Raw genomic sequence first — 18,158 nt, forward strand, 5'->3', positions numbered from 1 at the left:
ATGGAGCTTCGGTTTTCCAGGACAGACAAAGCTTCAGGCTTGTCCAAACTCCGCAAACATTTCAATTGGACCGGATAAAAAAAGCTTTTAAGGTAGATGAACTCGCGGTATTCACTGATGATGCTACTGTCTATGAATATCAGGGCTGGCAAGTGGAACTTATTTCAGGAAATTTGGAAAATATAAAAATTACCACGCCAGAGGATATGGATTTTGCTGGTTTTTTGATCGGTAAAAATTCCTGAAAAATTTCACCGACTGAATAAGGGCATTCACCGAGTTTCTTCCTGGCTTTGCCTTTTTTGAAAAGGAAGACTGTTTTTTCTGAAGTAGATTTGTTCAAATTAAAACTCAAATTTATAGCATTATGGCAAAGTCAAACTATCCAGCAAAAAATAATGATATCACCGTCGGAGTGATTTTGGTCCTTATTGGAGGCGTTATTTTATTGAGAACTCTGGGCATTTGGTTCCCCAGTTGGGTTACTACCTGGCCAATGATTTTGATTGCTATTGGGCTAATTGTCAGTATCAAGAGCAATTTCAAAAGTGGTTTTGGTTTATTCATGATAGCATTTGGAGGGTTTTTTCTTCTTGTAAAAAACTTCAATCTTCCTTTCAATATCTTCCCCTATGTTATCCCCTTAGGACTGATAACCTTAGGTATTTATTTGATCATCAAAAGAAATTCTGACCGCAAGATTTTTGAACAAAGCTTTTTAAATGCCAGGAAAAATTTTAATCAATCCTCCTCAGAACTGGGATCAAATTTGGGTATGGACATTGATGATGATTTGACAGGAACTTACAAATCTACCGATCAGTCTGAGTATTTGGATGCCCAGGCGCTTTTTACTGGCATTGAAAGAAGAGTAATGAGCAAAAAACTAAGAGGGGGTAAAGTGAGTGCTATTTTTGGTGGTGTTGACATTGACCTGACGCAGGCAGATTTGGCCGATGGCGCTGCAATTAATGTAGAGGTGGCATTTGGGGGGGTAAAGCTAATTGTCCCTTCCAATTGGGACCTTCAGATCAATGTAACCAATATCTTTGCTGGCGTTGAGGATAAAAGGATGTATCAGCCTGTACCTGCAGTGGAGACAAAAACACTCAAAATCTACGGATCTGTGATATTTGGAGGTGTTGAAATCAAATCCTTCTAATACAACCGTATGCTCCAGAGATTAGCTTCATTTTCAAAACTCAACTGGCTGATTATTTTAGCGGTAATCCTGATATGGATTACCGCTTTAACTTTTCTCCTCAGTTTTTATGGTCAACCATTGAATGCATCAATTATCGAAACACTTTGTTTGACAGCAATGCTTTTGTTTGGAATATTGATTTTAGAAAATGTATTCAAGTATTTCTCTCCCAAAAACCACCAAAGATGGCTCATCATTGGCATACCCTTGATCACTTCGGTTGGGATTGTATTCTTCAGTAGATTTTTGATTGGGATTTTGCTCCAAAACCATCAGGAATACCTCCTTTTTTCAGAAAAACTCCTTCCCTTAAAAGTCTTTATTGTATTTATTATACTAGTCGCCTGGGCTTCAATTTTAGTCATATATGGACAAATTGAAGATCAGATTGAAGCAAAAGAAAGACTGGATAAAATCCAGGAAATGGCCAAGGAGGCGGAATTATATCACCTCAAACAGCAATTGCAACCTCACTTTCTATTCAATAGCCTTAACTCCATGAGTGCTTTAATCAAGTCCAATCCTGAAAAGGCAAGGGAAATGATTTTTCAATTGGCTGATTTTCTGCGGGGCACCATCAACAAAGGAAACAACAAATGGATTATGGTTTCTGAAGAAAAAGAATACCTTGAACTCTTTTTGGCTATTGAAAAAGTTAGGTTTGGACATAGACTTACAACAGACTTCCAACTGTCCGAGGAGGCCGAGGGACTGAAGCTCCCGCAATTGTTGATTCAACCCATACTTGAAAATGCCATCAAACATGGTCTGTATGGAGTTACGGGTGAAGTGGCCATCAAAGTCTCATTTGAAAAAAAGGGCGAATACCTTGCAGTAAGTATCAGTAATCCATTCAATCAAGAAGCAGGAAAATCCAAAGGAAGCGGGTTTGGACTTGAGGCGGTAAACAGACGTCTTTTTCTTATTTTTGGAAGAAATGATCTCTTAAAGGTACAAGAAGGCAGAAGTACATTTACAGTTGACATCAAAATCCCACAAATTTAGATATGATGACCCGCACCTTGATTATAGATGATGAACCATTGGCAACGGAAATTATCAGAGAATACTTGGAGGACTATCCGCAATTTGAAATTGTTGGGATATGTTATAATGGCTTTGAAGGACTGAAAGCCATACAGGAACTAAGTCCGGATTTGATTTTTTTGGACATTCAAATGCCAAAGATCAATGGTCTTGAACTACTCGAACTTTTGGAAAATCCACCTGCAGTAATTTTTACTACAGCTTTTGATAACTATGCTATGAAAGCTTTTGATGCCCATGCCATTGACTATCTTCTTAAACCAATTTCAAAAACGAGGTTTCAAAAATCAATTGAAAAGTTTGGACAATCCAATCCCAATGCTGCACATGAACCTAACCAACAAGATCAAACTCCTGATAATACAGATAGGATCGTACTCAAAAATAAAAATCAAATCAAGATTATACCTGTTTCCGAAGTACTTTATCTGGAGGCTAATGACGATTATGTGAACATCTACACCAAGGAAGGTAAATTTTTAAAAAATAAAACGCTCACTTTTTATGAGAAAAATTTGGATTCATCACAATTTGTCAGGGTACACCGATCCTTCATGGTGAAAATCCAAGAGATCCACAAAATTGAACCTTACGAAAAAGACTCCCATCATTTGATTCTAAGAAATGGCGCAAAAATACCCGTCAGCAAAACAGGTCTTCCTAAACTCAAATCAGTTCTCGGAATATAACGGGAAAAAGCCCATTAAGGGCTTTTTTCAATATTCGTCTTCGTTAAAAAAGAAGTCGTCTTTTGTTGGATAATCGGGCCAAATTTCTTCGATATTTTCGTAGGGTTCGCCATCATCCTCCAATTCCTGAAGGTTTTCTACAACCTCCAAAGGAGCACCTGAACGAATTGCGTAATCAATCAATTCATCTTTAGTAGCCGGCCAAGGTGCATCTTCCAGATAAGATGCCAATTCTAATGTCCAATACATAATTTTCCGAGTTTATGTTCACCGCCTTAACGGCACGCAAAAATAGAAATTGTTTTAAATTTTCAATTGTTAACTCATTATTTATTTGAAAGTTCCTTCAGGATAAAATTTTTTACTTCAATTTTTCTTTTAAAGGCACCTATTTTTCTTCTCAGCATCATTTCAAAATCAGCCTCTTGTGTCCTGAAGTTTTCCGAGTTCTCTTTGACGGTCTTCAGTTCATTTTCATCTCTGTAAATCAGGTCTTTTAGTATTGAAGCTTTAATCCTGTCCTGTTCTGATATTTCCTTTTCATCAAAGTCCTGATATTTGGAATGCGCCAATTTATCAAGGAACAGCTTTTCAAAAACAATCTCTGAAAAGAAGGTAAATGAACGCATGGTCAAATTAGCTTCTCTAGGCTTTCTCTGAGGAAGCCTTTTCCAATCGGCCTGAAGTCTCTTCGCAGACGAAATCACCACAGGATTTGTTTCAGATTTGGCCAATTTTTTCATTTCCTCAGTCATGGACTCCATCTTTTTGATCAATTCCCAAGGCTTCATTTGTGGGCCACTCTGCATGGTCCTCTTAAATCTGCTGAATATTCTATTGTTCAATTTGGAAAATTCATCCCACAAAGGTTGTCTTCTTTCAGCAGGGACTTTCCCTGATGCCTTCCACTCTTTTTGGATTCTTTTGGAAATTTCAAAAGCCTGTTTTGCATCCGGGTTGTCAAAAGCAGCTCTTGCTTCGACTACCAAGCGTTCATATACCTTGATGTTTTCTTCAGCTTGAATTGCCAAACCCTCAAAATATTGCTTCCTGTTGTCGAAAAAGGTATCTACAGCAGTGTTGAACTTACTTTCTATATCTTCCTCAAACTCTTTTTCAACCGGGCCGGTTTTAATCCAGCGCATTTTCAGGTTCTTTAGCTCTTCAGCTGTTGCTTTCCAATCTGTACTGTTTTTCAATGCCTCAGCCTCCAAAATAAGTCCCTGTTTGATTTCAAGGTTTCTGGCTCTGTTTTTTTGAATAATATCTTCCAAATAGGCTTGAAGCTGCTCAAGGTCTTCAATGAGTGGTAAAAAATCACCCAATGCATCATAGGTCAATAGAGAATCTTTGAGATGCACCAGCTTCATTAAAAAGGAACCTTTGTTCTGATTTTCTTCAATATCCTTTTTAAGCGCTTCGATTTTTTCCAGTAAAGATTGAAATCTGTCTTCAAAATACTTGATAGTCGAGACCTCATCCTCTTTTACTTCCCCAATCACCCTGTCAGGCTGATTCAAAAATCCCTTAAGATAAACCTTGTTATCTTTAATGTACCCGTATGGATGCTCCATTTCGATTTAATAGGTTGTGTGGTAGTCTTTGTTATTTTTTGCAAATTAATTAATTCGAAAGCATTTATCCTAAGAAAGCCCTATTTTTGCCATCATTGTCATTCTTTGAACAGGAAATAAATAAAAATCGCTTTATGAGCAACGAGAAAATTATATTTTCTATGGCAGGGGTATCAAAAATATACCCCCCTCAGAAAAAAGTCCTAAAAGATATTTACTTGTCATTTTTTTATGGTGCAAAAATCGGCGTCCTGGGTCTGAATGGATCGGGTAAGTCTTCCCTGCTAAGAATTATTGCGGGTGTGGACAAGGAGTTTATCGGAGAAGTGGTCTGGTCACCTGGTTTTTCTGTTGGGATGTTGGAACAGGAACCCCAGCTTGACCCCAATAAAACTGTCAAAGAAATTGTTGAAGAGGCGGTGTCTGAAACGGTAGCGCTGCTTAAAGAATTTGAGGCCATCAATGAAAAATTTATGGATCCGGCCTTGATGGAAGACCCAGACGCTATGGATAAACTCATCCAGCAGCAGGGAGAAGTTCAGGAGAAGCTGGATGCTGCCAATGCATGGGAATTGGACACCATGCTGGAGCGTGCTATGGATGCCCTAAGACTTCCGCCGAGCGAGGCACTTGTTGGTAACTTATCAGGTGGTGAAAAGAGAAGGGTCGCTTTATGTCGTCTTTTGCTACAAGAACCGGATGTGTTGTTACTTGACGAACCTACCAACCACCTTGATGCAGAGTCTGTACTTTGGTTAGAGCAGCATTTACAGCAATATAAGGGAACGGTGATTGCCGTGACCCACGACCGTTATTTCCTGGATAATGTTGCAGGATGGATCCTTGAACTGGATAGGGGAGAAGGCATCCCATGGAAAGGCAATTATTCTTCATGGTTGGAACAAAAACAGGAAAGATTAAAAAAAGAAGAAAAGACCGAATCCAAGCGCCAAAAGACATTGGAAAGGGAACTGGAATGGATTCGCATGGCCCCAAAAGCCAAACAAGCCAAAGGGAAGGCGCGTCTTTCTGCTTATGACAAACTGGTCTCCGAAGAGTCCAAAGAAAAAGAAGCCAAATTAGAGCTTTATATTCCCCCAGGACCAAGATTGGGAGCAAAAGTGATCGAGGTGAATGGTGTGTCCAAGGCATATGGAGACAAATTGCTTTTTGAAAACCTTTCCTTCAGCCTGCCCCAAGGTGGTATCGTCGGGATTATCGGACCAAATGGAGCCGGTAAGTCAACCCTCTTCAAATTGATAACCGGCCAAGAAAAGCCTGATGCAGGACATTTTGAAGTAGGCGAAACTGTAAAACTGGCTTATGTGGATCAGGAACATGACAACCTGGACCCCAATAAGACGGTCTATCAGGCCATCTCGGAAGGAAATGAATTGATGAAATTAGGCAATAAAGAAATCAACTCGAGGGCCTATGTAAGCCGATTCAATTTTGCAGGATCAGATCAAGAGAAGAAGCTGGGCCTGCTTTCAGGTGGTGAGCGCAATAGGGTGCATTTGGCCATGACACTTAAGGAAGGTGGCAACTTGTTGCTTCTGGACGAACCTACCAATGATTTGGATGTGAACACCCTTCGTGCTTTGGAAGAGGCACTGGAGAACTTTGGTGGTTGTGCAGTGATTATTTCCCACGACCGTTGGTTCCTTGATAGGATCTGTACGCATATCCTGGCTTTTGAAGGAGATTCCCAAGTATATTGGTTTGAGGGCAACTTCTCCGATTACGAGGAAAACAAGAAAAAGCGCTTGGGTGATGTGACCCCGAAGCGGATTAAGTATAAGAAGCTTAGGTAAAGGTGAGAAGCTAGAGATTAGAAACGAGAAGCGAGAAACAAGAGACAAGAATCAAGAAATAAGACTTGAATTCGGATATCTAAAATTGGAATTGGGAAAACGGCCCGTGTTTTTGACGTGGGCTGTTTTTTTTAAATTACATTACCTGTTATTTTAAAATTAAAAAATATCACTATTTTTAGGGGAAAGGTTCAGATGAAAGGGATATTGATTTTTAATATTATTTTAGGGATTGTTGCATTGACCTTAGGAACATTGGCACTGATACGTGGGTCCCATTTGTCTGCCTTGGCTATGGGATTTGTATTGCTTTCCAATATCATTCAGATTATTCAATGGTACATAAACATTAATAAATCCAAAGCTCGGTAGGATTAGCATTTTTGTTCCAATAATTTAAACGTCTTCATATGGAGAAACTGTACAATATTTACTTCTTTATCTTTCTGCCTTTAATAATTCTCAACCAATTTATTTTCCAGGTGGTCTATTTGCCTACTTGGGTGACAGGCTTGGTGCTTTTATTAGGTGCAGTATTGTTTTTTGCCCAAGCCGTGAAGATGCGTAAAAAGGCTAAAAGGTAAGCCTAATTCTTATCTCATTACCGTTTTATATATCCTTTCAAATACTTCGGTAGGTTCTATTTCCCCAGAATTTTGCTCACTGGCTTGAGACCCTACAAAAATCGGCCAATCCATTGAATGTTCCGGCATCCTGCCATGTGAACCCTTGACCAAACTGGCATCCAAAGAAATCACGTCCATCAAATACCTGAATCCTAGTTTCTTTTTCAAAAGCTTCATCCCGATTTTTCCCTTCAGGAATTTGATTTCCGGATCGGCCAAAGTTTCAACAGGATCATAGCCCGGCTTGCGGTGAATATCTACCGTCCTCGCATAATCCGGTGCCTTGTTATCATCCAGCCAGAAGTAATAGGTAAACCATGAATCTTTGTCTGCTACGGCAATCAGTTCTCCAGCCCTTGGATGATCCAAGTGGTATTTTTGCTTACCTTCCTTATCCAGTACTTTTTCAATTCCAGGCACCCTTTCCAACATACTTTTGATAGCTGGAATGTCCGCTTCGTCTTTGACATAGACATGGGCCAATTGATGGTCTGCCACTGCAAATGCCTTGCAGGTGCCGGAATCCAAGGTTTCCCTTCCCAGTTCATCTTTAACCACAATGCAGCCCTCTTTCCTTAAAATCCTGTTGATATGGATAGGGTTATTGACAGCCGTGATGCCATATTCAGATAAGAGAATGACTTCAGTTCCCTGTTTTTCAAAATAAGTGATCAGATCTTCTGCTACCTTGTCAATTTCCCTGAGGTCCTTTCCGATTTTATCAAAGTCCGGGCCGTAGCGCTGCAAACCATAATCCAAGTGGGGAAGGTAAATCAGGTTCAGGGTAGGATTGAACCATTGGTCTACTTTTTTGGAAGCCTTGGCAATCCATTGGGTGGATTCGATATTGGCATTGGGTCCCCAAAAAGAGAAAAGCGGAAACTGTCCCAACTCCTGCTGCAACCTGTCCCTCAGGTTCATGGGTTGACTATGGATGTCTGGTAGTTTTCTACCATCCGCTGGGTACAAGGGCCTTGGGGTAACTGCATAATCCACCGAAGAATACATATTGTACCACCAAAACATGTTGGCACAGGTAAAATTGGGGTCATGATTCTTTAGCTTGTCCCAGATTTTTGGTGCCTGAACCAGATGGTTGGACTGTCTCCAGAATTTGATTTCGCATTCGTCCCGGAAGTACCAACCGTTGCCGACGATTCCGTTTTCTTCAGGCCATTTTCCTGTGAGGTAAACCGACTGGGAAGAGCAGGTCACTGCAGGTAAGACGGGTTGGATAAAAGTCTTTTGCTTTTTTTCTATCCATTTTTTAAGAAAAGGTGTATGTTCTCCGATCAATCTGGATGATAAAGCAACAATATTGATGACAACGGTTTTTTTCATTTTTCAAAAGTTTTGATGACCCAGTCCATTTCACGGGTAATTGAGGAAGAGAGTTCTTGTCTGAGGACCTTGTCCAACACATCCCAAGTGTAAGTTTCCACTTCCAAATGGCTGCAGACTGGATTTTTTTTAATCTCCTCCAGCACATGGATAATGTCGGATTGGGTGGAGGAAAAGTTCCCATAATGTGATAAGAAAACTGTTACGTGAAAATGAATCCTCATTTCCTCCATTTCTGTTTTGTCCAGGATAGCGATCGCCTCTGGAAGGTCTGGATAAGATTGGAGTTGTCCGGATGCATCTCTTCCAATTACCTGATGCAGGTAAGTGGATTCTGCAAGTGGTTTGAGTTTGGTTTGCAGGAATTGTCTTTCCTTTATATCTGTCGGCACACCTACTTTCAAGGCCGCTGAGATCTGGATTTTACCAATTTTGATGCCCGCCTCCTGCAATTTACCGAAGGTGTCTTCTACCTTCTCGTAAACAATGGCAAAATGACAAACATCGTAGCAGATCCGGATATGGTGCTTAAGGAGCTTATCAGCTGCTGCTAAGGAAATGCCCAATTTCTCAACCAGCCATGCGCCTCCTTTTGGAATCAACCAATCCCTGAAAAACCAAAGTACTTCCTCAGTATTTTCCAAGATTCCATCGGGTTCGGGTTCTATATCCAAATGAAGTGTTTTCTGTGTTTTTTGCTCTAAATGGTGCAATTCAGCAGTAATTTCAGCCAACTGTTGGCAAGCGATTTGAAGCACTTTATCCCTTTCCAAGCTGGTATCAAACCAATGCCGGTAAGAAATGGGGGAGGTGGAAATACTGCCTTCTTGACCAGAAGGAGTCAAAGTTTCCAGAATATGGAAAAGCCTGAGCGTGTATTCCTTCCTTGCAGCCGTAGACCAATCCGGTTGGTGTACCTTATCTTTGACCACTGTATGATGGAATTCCCCATAAGGAAAGCCGTTCATGGTGAAAACATAGCAATCTTCATTTCTTAACCAGTCTTGAAACTCCCTCAGCTTTTCTGCGGAAATCAATATTTCGCTGGCCTGATTTGAAAGCCTGAGGCCAATACCGAAAGGGCCTTGGATGCCCAGGTTGGCTTTAACTTTTGGAATGTAATCCTTGAGGCTTTGGAAAGTATCTTCCCAGGTTTCGCCCGGATGGATATTGCTACAATAACTCAGATGATGTTCCTGTATCTGCATGATTTTCAATTCACATGGTGGTTTTATGCATGGATTCCAGATAAGTAATGGCCTTTTGAATCAAAATATGATCCATTTCATGCACTTCTTCCCCTTTTCCAATGGCTTTCAGCAACATGATGGTCAGTCTACCCCCAAGGTGTTCCCTGAATTCCTCCAATCCTTTGATCAGGTTTTCACCTGTCAGTTCGGAAACAAATAAATCGAAGCCCAGGTCAGAGATCAATTTCAAAATTCTGTCTAGATCAGCCTTTGTTATCCAGCCTTTCAAAAAGGAATAGGTACTGTCCAATGCGATACCTATGGCCACTGCTTCCCCATGTCTTAAATCAAAGCTGGTCAGGTATTCCAGCTTATGGGCTGCCCAGTGTCCAAAGTCCAAGGGCCTGGATGAACCCATTTCAAAGGGATCTTTTCCGGAGATATGGTCCAGGTGCATCTGTGCGCAGCGGATGATGGATTCCTTCATAGGCTCCATTTCTCTTCTGGCCAGAATATGGGCATGCTTTTCCATCCATTGGAAAAAGTCCGCATCCTTGATCAGAGCCACTTTGATGGCTTCTGACAAACCGGATCTCCAATCTCTGTCATCCAAAGTCTTTAGAAAATCAAAATCATTGACGACCAGATAAGGGGTGGCGAAGGTTCCTATGTAATTTTTCTTTCCAAAATAGTTGATGCTGTTCTTTACCCCTACGCCAGAGTCATTTTGTGATAGAACAGTGGTAGGGATTCTGATATGCCTCACCCCTCGGTGGGAAATAGCGGCAGCAAAACCTACCATATCCAAAACCGCTCCACCGCCTATGGCCATGATATAAGAATGCCGGTCTATGGCTTGCAGGTGGGTGGCTTCTACAATTTGCCTGACCAGGTTTTCATCGTTTTTGGAAGCTTCCCCTCCAGGTACAATCATTGGGGCTGCACAAAGGGAAATATCCTTTTTGTTAGCTTCAAAATATTGCTCCAGCTTGGAAATCAGATCAGGGTGTGCTTCAGTAAGGCCTTGGTCCAGGACGACTAAAACCTTTGCTGGGTTTTCAGTCCTGAGATGTTCCGCCAAAAGGCTATTGTTTGGATCAAACAGGCCATGGGTAAAGCATACCTTGTATTGGAAATTGACTGCAAAGGCCTGTTGAAGTACTGTATGTGTCATTTTTTATCGAGGCGTTGAAGCATCAAGTTACGGCAAATATTTTTGCCAATCTTAGTGAAATAGGAAGTAGGATCAAAATGCAGAGCCCTACCCACCAGCCTGAGAAACTGGCAGCAAGGGAAGCATTCAGGATGATCAGAGAAATAACGGCAGCTTTAACTGATTTTCCAATAAGCTGGGGCTGTTGCAACCGCAAGGCCTTGATTAGTGGAGGCAGAATCATATAGGCAAACAAACCTACAAAAGGAATGACCACCCATCCTGCATTATCCTCTAAAAAGGCAATGAAAAGGAGCGAAGCAATGATTAGGATATAAATACTTAGACCACCAATGAGGGCATTTTTGTTTTTTCCATGAACTTCACCCCTGCTAATCATGGTGATGGCAGATACATAAGCCAAAGGGATCAGACCCAAAGCCCAGAAATCAAATAAAAGCGCTGGAATGACTGAAATGCCCAATAGTAAATTGCCTGTTCTACAAAGACCCATGTTGATTGGTCCGATAATCGCTTGATGCTTTCCCCAGGCATCATAAAGTACGGCCAATAAACCCACAGCTAGGGCAATGAAACCGCTCCAAGGATTGACTTGGAAGGCAGCCAAAACCCCGAACACTATCAGTACAGCAGCCATCCATGCGGCATGGCTTTGCTTTACCTTTCCGCTCGGGATGGGCCGCTCCGGCCGCTCTATGGCATCCAATTTGGCATCAAATACATCATTGAAGGCTACGCCTCCCCCGTATAAGCCTATGGTGGATAGGGATAACCAGATCAATGGGAGAATGTAATTGTCTCCTGTTTCGGTATCTTGAGAGAACAATAATGCTGCAGCACCGGAAACAGCAAAGCCAGCCCAAATATCGGCAATGGCTGTGATGATGTTGGCAGGTCTTGTGAGCTGTAGGTAGGCTTTGATATTTAAAGCTGCCATAGGTTAATTTTCCACAGCTTCGGAAGAACCTTCAACTCTCGGTGTTTGACCGCCACGTAGCACTGAATTGCCTGCATGTTTCAGTCTTTGGTCAACTGGTTCAGGCGCTAACCAATCTGATTCTTCCATTTGTCCGCTTTGGGAATAAGCCGTCAGTGCGTTTTGGTAACAGGTCATTCTGATATGTTCTTCTGGAATTCCATTTTTGCGCATCAAAGCAGCAGTTTTAGGGACTGCAAGCGGGTCACTGATGCCCCAATCTGCTGCAGAGTCCACTATGATGCGTTCAGGTCCGTATTTCTTTACAATTTCTACCATCCTATCACTGCCCATTTTGGTATGAGGGTAGATAGTAAATGCCGCCCAATAGCCCCTGTCCAATACTTCCTTTACAGTTTCTTCATTGTTGTGGTCCACGATCACCATCTGTGGGGGCAGTCCATGCTCCTCACTTACATCCATACTTCTTGTAGTACCTTTCTTTTTATCTCTGTGAGGGGTATGGATGAGGACCGGTAACTCCACTTCTTTGGCCAGTTCCAATTGAAGTCTGTAGTATTTGTCTTCTGCGGCTGTTTGGTCGTCGTACCCGATTTCACCAATGGCCACTACACCTTCTTTGGTGGCATATAAGGGTAACAATTCCATTACCTCTTCAGCGAGGGCTTCATTATTGGCTTCTTTTGAATTCAATCCGATAGTACAGTAATGTACGATACCAAACTGCTTGGCGCGGAAGCGTTCCCAGCCCACCAAAGTGCTGAAATAGTCTTTAAAACTGCCAACTTCTGTTCTGGGCTGACCCAGCCAAAAAGCAGGCTCAATAATCGCAACTACTCCCGCCTTTCTCATGGCTTCATAATCATCTGTGGTTCTGGATACCGCGTGAAGGTGGGGATCTATGTACATTTCCATAATTTTTCAGGTTTATTGTTTTATCATCGGGCTTTCACTCAGTGCCCTTAGGTTTGAGTTTTTTTAATTTTTGATCAAGGTTTCAGCAAAGGTTTTGCCTATGGATTCCCAGGTAATCTTTCCTGCCTTGATATCCCTCTGGATTTCAGGGAATTTAGAGAGATATGCTTTTGCTTTTGGGAAGGGAGATTGATGACAGGCCAATAAAGCCCCTTGTTTTTCCATAATATCATCGCTATCCACTGCTTTTTCGATGTCTTCCAACCTAGAATCATTGAAGAATGGTGCTACATATCTCCATAATTCCGGCATTACGTTCCGTCCCGCAGCCCATCTTTCATGGGCAAAGTCAATCAGGATGCTGGCCAGGTTTTCATTGGCACGTTGATCCGCATTTTGGATCAGAAATAAAGGCCTTTGCATAAAGACAGCCTTTAGCAACATCTGATTCCATGCCCTCTCGTCGAAATATTCCGATGGATAAGGATTGTCCAGGGAAACCGCATCAAAAACCAAAGTCATATTGGTCCTTAGACCTTCAATGGCTCTTTCTAACAGTTTGTCCTGGAATGGCAGGATCGGCAGTGCTGCATAAAGACTCTTAAGTTCCTGCATGTCCCCGGTTTCAAACAACTGGTTCATGGTTTTGAACCAGAGTCCTTCATCTGTTTGTGGATAAGACAAAATCAAAATCGCCCTTGCAGTCTGTAATTTATCCCAGGCGGAGGGGGTAAAACCTTTTCTATGCTGTTCAGCTTCCTTGGTTTGGGCTTCACTTACCTGTAAAGGAACTTTATCAAAATGCCTTGAAGCCTTACCAAAAGCGATATAAAGCTTCATAGCTTTGGCGCTCCCCTTGATTTCTCCGCTTTGGTTTTTCAACCAATTCATGGAATCCGCTTCAGCCTGTGTGCTGAGCAGATCAATCAAATAGTCTATTACCTGCGGAGATAAATTAGATGCTGACATTACCTTATGATTAATTGGGAATATTCTCTGTTTGCAAACTAAGTGTAAATTTAAAGATTAAACCCACACTTGGAAGGAGGCTTGAGAAAAAATAGCTTCAATTCCCATAGGTGGATTTTTTTCTTTTTTGGTGGTTAAACTTTCTTATTTTCTTAATAAATCCTTTTAAAAAGCTAAATCGAAAGCAGGCTTTTTTGTTTATTTGCCATTTATACCTACCCCAGTATTATGAGGAACTTATTGCTAAGACCAGGAGCGGAAGAGCTTACTTACGAGATTAGAGGCATTGTGAAAAAGGCCAGGATGATAGCATCATTTGGCCATGAAATTACATGGGAAAATATTGGTGATCCCATTCATAAAAACAATAAAGTTCCGGAATGGATGAAAGCGATCGTTTCGGATTTGGTATCTCAGGATAAGAGCTATGGCTATGCTGATTCCAAAGGGGTTCTTGAAACCAGAAAGTTTTTGGCTGAACTGAACAACAGCAAGGCTGGGGCTCAGATTACAGAAGAGGATGTTTTGTTTTTCAATGGTTTGGGGGATGCCATAGCCAAATTATATCAATTTTTGATTCCAACGGCCAGAATCATAGGGCCATCTCCAGCATACAGCACCCATAGCTCAGCTGAAGCCGCCCATGCCAATACGGCTCCAATTACTTACAAGTTGGATCCTGATAACCAATGGCTTCCTGATATGGAGGATTTGTACAATAAAGTCAAATATAATCCTTCTGTGGTTGGAATCTTGATCATCAATCCGGACAACCCTACTGGAATGGTCTACCCCAGAGAAGTTCTAGAAGGATTTGTCAGGATAGCGGAATCATTTAAACTCTTGCTTATTGCAGATGAGATTTATCAAAACATTACCTACAATGGCGTCAGTGCAGTCTCTTTGGCGGAAGTTATCGGAGAACTTCCGGCCATTTCTCTAAAAGGAATTTCAAAGGAATTTCCATGGCCTGGGTCCCGCTGCGGATGGATGGAGTTTTATAACAGGAATGCTTCCAAGGAGTTCAGCAAATTGGTGCAGACCTTGGAAAATGCGAAGATGATTGAGGTTTGCTCTACCATACTTCCCCAGCTCTCCATTCCGAGGATTATGAGTCATCCGAAATATGCTTCTTACAGAAAAGTTGAAAATGAAAAAATAGGAAGAAGGAGTAAGATCATGGAGGAACTTCTGGGAGGTATTCCTGGCGTGAAGTTCAATCCCACAAAAGGAGCTTTTTACAATACTATTGTTTTTGATCCGGATTTCTTAAAGCCTGATCAGATTCTGCCTATTACTGACCCCAATGTAAAAGAACTTTTGGATGAATGGTTGGAGCAAGAACCGGATATGCCTCTTGATAAGCGCTTTGTCTATTATTTATTGGCTGCTTACCATATCTGTGTGGTTCCAATTTCTTCATTTTGTTCCGACCTGAGGGGTTTTAGGGTGACTCTATTAGAAGAAGATGAGCAGGTTTTCCGTAATACCTTTCAAGACTTAGCTAAGGCCATTAAGACCTATCTGAAATCGGCCTAGGTACTTTATAATTTTTGAAAATTGGGATTATAGTCCAGGTCTCCAAAGGGAAGATAAAAATGCTTGTTTTAGGGTTTTTGCAGAGGGTATACTGGAAAATCCCTCATGTTCTCTTACATCCAATGGTTCTCTGTACTCGAATTTTTCCTCGGGAAGTTCCATTTGTATATTGACCAAAGCATTGAGGTCAGGTTGTCCGGCATTGACCCAGGCGGTGTACCAAAAATCAGCTGTCATTTTGATGGCCCTTTTCATCTGTCTTTCCACCTGTCCATCCAAAAGTTCATGGTAAGCTTTGGTGAAATCTTTGGAATATACCCTGGTATTGATGCCATTCCTTTCTTCATAGCTGTATTTCTTATCTTCTGAAAAGCGGCTACTTACGATTTTTTCGAAATACAAAACAGAATCTAAGGCAGCGTGGGCCTTCTCGACCGCATCCCATATGCTATATTGCGGTTTTTCCAGGTAAATGGCTTTGCCAACAAAAAAATCATAATCTTCTGCCAATAATTCCGGAATCCTGCTTTCCCAAAACCCATGGATACCATATTGATTGGTCAATTGTCCATTATAGTTTTTGGTGGTATGGAGCGGCACATTCATATCGGCGATGTAATGGCCTAAATCAGCAGTAATTCTCAATATGGCTTTGATGTCTCTTTTTTTGAAAGCCTCAGTAAGAGAAAGTTGGGTGCGGTAAACATTCCAGGGGCCAATACCTTTTTGACGCAACTCTTCTTCGGAATATTGTTCAAGCGCTTGATGCCAGTATCTGGGGAGTTTGTATACAGCGCTGTCTCCATAAGCATCCGCGTCTAAATAATGCTTTTCCGCTTCTCCTAATACAGCATATCTCCTTCGGTCGGGATTCACAGCATTTTCGCTGATATAATTGATGTGGTATTTAAAAAAACCGATCATTTCAGGAGGCAAAGAATAAACCGCCTGCCTGTTGATTTTTCTATGTGCGAAAAACCCCCAGCTGAAAAGTTCAATCGGCTGAAAAGCGACCCATATAAAAAAAGTGAAAAAATACCTCATGTTTAAAAATAATCAATTCTCTCGAAATTGTGAAATAAAAATATGTTACCTTTGCACACTTACAGCGGTATTTATAATAATATTACCGATTTTCAGGCTTAACAAGGTTTAGTGTGGAAATCCTTTTGTGTTTCAAAATTAATATATTACATTTGCACTCCATTTAGAACTGGGGCAAAAAAAGAATCTAAGTTTAAAAGATATGGCAAATCACAAATCGGCACTTAAAAGAATCCGTGCAAACGAAGCCAAGCGTTTGAGAAACAGGTATCAGCATAAGACTACCAGAACCTTCATCAAAAGATTGAAGACTACTACTGACAAGTCAGAGGCACAGGAATTGTTGAAAACTGTTACATCTATGATTGATAAACTTGCCAAAAAGAATATCATTCACAAAAACAATGCTTCTAATAAGAAGTCAAAATTGACTAAATTGGTCAACTCATTGGCCTAATTCCATAAAATTATCCGATTAAATGGTCCTGACCTTGCGGTCAGGACTTTTTTTGTTTAGATACATCAGTTAATTTTAAAATCTCCTAATGCGCCTACTATAATCAGGCTTTCAAATGGATGTTTGACTTTTTAACGTTGGTTTTTATGGAAGATTATACATCGATCAAGATTTCTCTTTTGGCAGAAGAAGACCGGCCTAGGGAAAAATTATTGCTAAAAGGTAAATCAGTACTTTCAGATGCAGAGCTTTTGGCCATCTTGCTGGGTTCCGGGACCAGATCACTCAGTGCCGTAGATTTGGCCAAGCATATATTAGCCTCTGCCAATCATGACCTGTCCCTATTGGCCAAAATGAGCGTGTCTGACCTCAAAAAGTTCAAAGGTATAGGTGAGGCAAAAGCGATTACGGTGGTTTCCGCACTTGAATTGGGAAGAAGAAGAAAACTCATCAATGAGGTGCCCAAAAGGGTTAAGATCAGCTCTTCGGCTGATGTATACCATTTGATGAAGCCAGAATTATTGGATGAACCTATTGAACATTTTTATGTGATTTTGTTAAACAGGAGCAATCATGTAATCAAGAAACAGTTAATCAGTAAAGGAGGAATAAGCGGAACGATTGCCGATCCCAAAATTATATTTAAGCATGCTTTGGACAACCTTGCTTCTTCCATGATATTAGTCCATAACCATCCCTCGGGAAATATAAAACCTTCTGAACAGGATAGGCGTTTGACCTCTAGGCTAAAATCAGTAGGTCAAAATCTAGAAGTACCCGTCTTGGATCATATCATTTTCACGGATGTTGCCTATTTTAGCTTTTCAGATGAAGGTTTGATATAGTCATGCAAAAAAGAAATATTTTAATTATTGGTATTTTCGTAGTGGTGGGGCTGGCATTCTGGTACACTTTGACCAGGTCCACCGATGAAGAGATTTATGTAGAAAACATTCAAAAAGAGCGGGAAAGGCAGTTTAGGTTTCTGAAGTTCAACCTGGATTCCCCCTTAGAGGACCATCAAAAAAGTGAACTGACTTCTTTGAGTTTTTATCCCATAGATATGTCTTACAGGATAAGAGCCAAGATGGTTCCTGCAGAAGACAGGAGGATGCTCGAAATTCCTATGACGGATGGTACGGTTGAAAAATACCTCAAACACTCTTATGCCGAATTTCAATTAAATGGTCAACCCCTGCGGCTATTGTTGTTGCAGGCAGCCAAAGAATCCGATAAAAGGAATTTTTTCCTGGCCTTTGCTGATGATACCAGCGGGGAGGAAACTTATGGAGGTGGAAGGTATATCAATCTCCGGCAGGACGGCAAAAACAGTATTACCATTGACTTTAATATGGCCTATAATCCCTATTGTGCTTATAATCCAGATTACGCTTGTCCATTGCCTCCCAGAGAAAATATTTTGGAAATCCCGATAAGGGCAGGGGAGAAGGATTATAAGAAGGATTGATGGGAGAAGCGAGACTTTAGAGACAAGAAACAAGAGGCAAGAAGCAAGAGTACCAAGTATTTAGGAAGTGGTAAGTAGAAATAAATCACAAAGATCTTATCCCTCAAAAACTTTTTCCCAAGCTAAGGCCTAAACTGAATGGAATAAATCGAACTCGGTTTTCTGCAAAT

Annotated in this window: 19 protein-coding genes; 10 read left to right on the plus strand and 9 right to left on the minus strand. The window is 41.1% G+C overall.

What is annotated here, in order from left to right:
- The 4 genes from QZT73_RS09195 to QZT73_RS09210 all read left to right on the plus strand — a co-directional run.
- On the plus strand, positions 1–245 hold a 245-nt coding region (locus QZT73_RS09195; protein WP_291787760.1), incomplete at its 5' end, for a 2-C-methyl-D-erythritol 4-phosphate cytidylyltransferase.
- A gap of 122 nt (positions 246–367) precedes the next feature.
- On the plus strand, positions 368–1,162 hold the full coding sequence (locus QZT73_RS09200) for a DUF5668 domain-containing protein (protein ID WP_291778092.1): 795 nt from the start codon (positions 368–370) through the stop codon (positions 1,160–1,162).
- Between the two features lie 9 nt (positions 1,163–1,171).
- A complete protein-coding gene (locus tag QZT73_RS09205; RefSeq protein ID WP_291787762.1) occupies positions 1,172–2,209 on the plus strand; it encodes a histidine kinase in 1,038 nt (345 codons plus the stop codon).
- Between the two features lie 5 nt (positions 2,210–2,214).
- Positions 2,215–2,940 carry a LytTR family transcriptional regulator DNA-binding domain-containing protein gene (locus tag QZT73_RS09210; protein WP_291787770.1) on the plus strand — a complete coding sequence of 242 codons (726 nt, stop codon included), beginning with the start codon at positions 2,215–2,217 and terminating at the stop codon, positions 2,938–2,940.
- Between the two features lie 27 nt (positions 2,941–2,967).
- Here QZT73_RS09210 and QZT73_RS09215 read toward each other — a convergent pair whose 3' ends face one another.
- A complete protein-coding gene (locus QZT73_RS09215) occupies positions 2,968–3,189 on the minus strand; it encodes a DUF2795 domain-containing protein (protein WP_008625540.1) in 222 nt (73 codons plus the stop codon).
- Between the two features lie 77 nt (positions 3,190–3,266).
- Entirely contained in the window at positions 3,267–4,514 is a 1,248-nt protein-coding gene (locus tag QZT73_RS09220) for a DUF349 domain-containing protein (RefSeq protein WP_291777215.1), read from the minus strand.
- Between the two features lie 134 nt (positions 4,515–4,648).
- Between QZT73_RS09220 and ettA the strand changes: the two genes are divergently transcribed.
- A complete protein-coding gene (ettA, locus tag QZT73_RS09225; RefSeq protein WP_291777219.1) occupies positions 4,649–6,328 on the plus strand; it encodes an energy-dependent translational throttle protein EttA in 1,680 nt (559 codons plus the stop codon).
- A 410-nt stretch (positions 6,329–6,738) separates the two neighbouring features.
- Entirely contained in the window at positions 6,739–6,912 is a 174-nt protein-coding gene (locus tag QZT73_RS09230) for a hypothetical protein (protein WP_291777221.1), read from the plus strand.
- 9 nt (positions 6,913–6,921) lie between these two features.
- On the opposite strand, the gene QZT73_RS09235 is transcribed toward QZT73_RS09230, so the two are convergent.
- From QZT73_RS09235 to QZT73_RS09260, 6 genes are all read right to left on the minus strand, one after another.
- Positions 6,922–8,295, minus strand: coding sequence for a nucleotide pyrophosphatase/phosphodiesterase family protein (locus QZT73_RS09235; RefSeq protein ID WP_291777225.1), 1,374 nt, complete (start codon positions 8,293–8,295; stop codon positions 6,922–6,924).
- On the minus strand, positions 8,292–9,503 hold the full coding sequence (gene eboE, locus QZT73_RS09240; RefSeq protein WP_291787764.1) for a metabolite traffic protein EboE: 1,212 nt from the start codon (positions 9,501–9,503) through the stop codon (positions 8,292–8,294). Before eboE ends, QZT73_RS09235 begins: the two co-directional genes overlap by 4 nt.
- Before the next feature lie 10 nt (positions 9,504–9,513).
- A complete protein-coding gene (locus tag QZT73_RS09245) occupies positions 9,514–10,659 on the minus strand; it encodes a 3-dehydroquinate synthase (protein WP_291777231.1) in 1,146 nt (381 codons plus the stop codon).
- Positions 10,660–10,681: 22 nt separating this feature from the next.
- Positions 10,682–11,596: a UbiA-like protein EboC gene (eboC, locus tag QZT73_RS09250; protein ID WP_291787765.1), complete on the minus strand. Its 915-nt coding sequence runs from the start codon at positions 11,594–11,596 to the stop codon at positions 10,682–10,684.
- Positions 11,597–11,599: 3 nt separating this feature from the next.
- Positions 11,600–12,511 (minus strand): TatD family hydrolase, encoded by a 912-nt coding sequence (locus QZT73_RS09255; RefSeq protein WP_291777237.1) that lies wholly within the window; start codon positions 12,509–12,511, stop codon positions 11,600–11,602.
- Positions 12,512–12,574: 63 nt separating this feature from the next.
- A complete protein-coding gene (locus QZT73_RS09260) occupies positions 12,575–13,480 on the minus strand; it encodes an EboA domain-containing protein (protein ID WP_291777240.1) in 906 nt (301 codons plus the stop codon).
- Positions 13,481–13,708: 228 nt separating this feature from the next.
- Here QZT73_RS09260 and QZT73_RS09265 point away from each other — a divergent pair, with 228 nt between their 5' ends.
- Positions 13,709–15,019, plus strand: coding sequence for a pyridoxal phosphate-dependent aminotransferase (locus QZT73_RS09265; protein ID WP_291777244.1), 1,311 nt, complete (start codon positions 13,709–13,711; stop codon positions 15,017–15,019).
- A 27-nt stretch (positions 15,020–15,046) separates the two neighbouring features.
- Here QZT73_RS09265 and QZT73_RS09270 read toward each other — a convergent pair whose 3' ends face one another.
- Positions 15,047–16,063, minus strand: a complete 1,017-nt coding sequence (locus tag QZT73_RS09270; RefSeq protein WP_291787766.1) for a zinc dependent phospholipase C family protein — start codon at positions 16,061–16,063, stop codon at positions 15,047–15,049.
- A 202-nt stretch (positions 16,064–16,265) separates the two neighbouring features.
- Here QZT73_RS09270 and rpsT point away from each other — a divergent pair, with 202 nt between their 5' ends.
- The 3 genes from rpsT (at position 16,266) to QZT73_RS09285 (ending at position 17,988) form a co-directional block, all read left to right on the plus strand.
- Entirely contained in the window at positions 16,266–16,520 is a 255-nt protein-coding gene (rpsT, locus tag QZT73_RS09275) for a 30S ribosomal protein S20 (RefSeq protein WP_291777250.1), read from the plus strand.
- 146 nt (positions 16,521–16,666) lie between these two features.
- Positions 16,667–17,365, plus strand: coding sequence for a DNA repair protein RadC (gene radC / locus QZT73_RS09280; protein WP_291777253.1), 699 nt, complete (start codon positions 16,667–16,669; stop codon positions 17,363–17,365).
- Between the two features lie 2 nt (positions 17,366–17,367).
- Positions 17,368–17,988 (plus strand): DUF1684 domain-containing protein, encoded by a 621-nt coding sequence (locus tag QZT73_RS09285; RefSeq protein ID WP_291787768.1) that lies wholly within the window; start codon positions 17,368–17,370, stop codon positions 17,986–17,988.
- Positions 17,989–18,158: the final 170 nt, after the last annotated feature.

Source organism: Cecembia sp., from assembly GCF_007126775.1.
Lineage (GTDB): Bacteria > Bacteroidota > Bacteroidia > Cytophagales > Cyclobacteriaceae > Cecembia.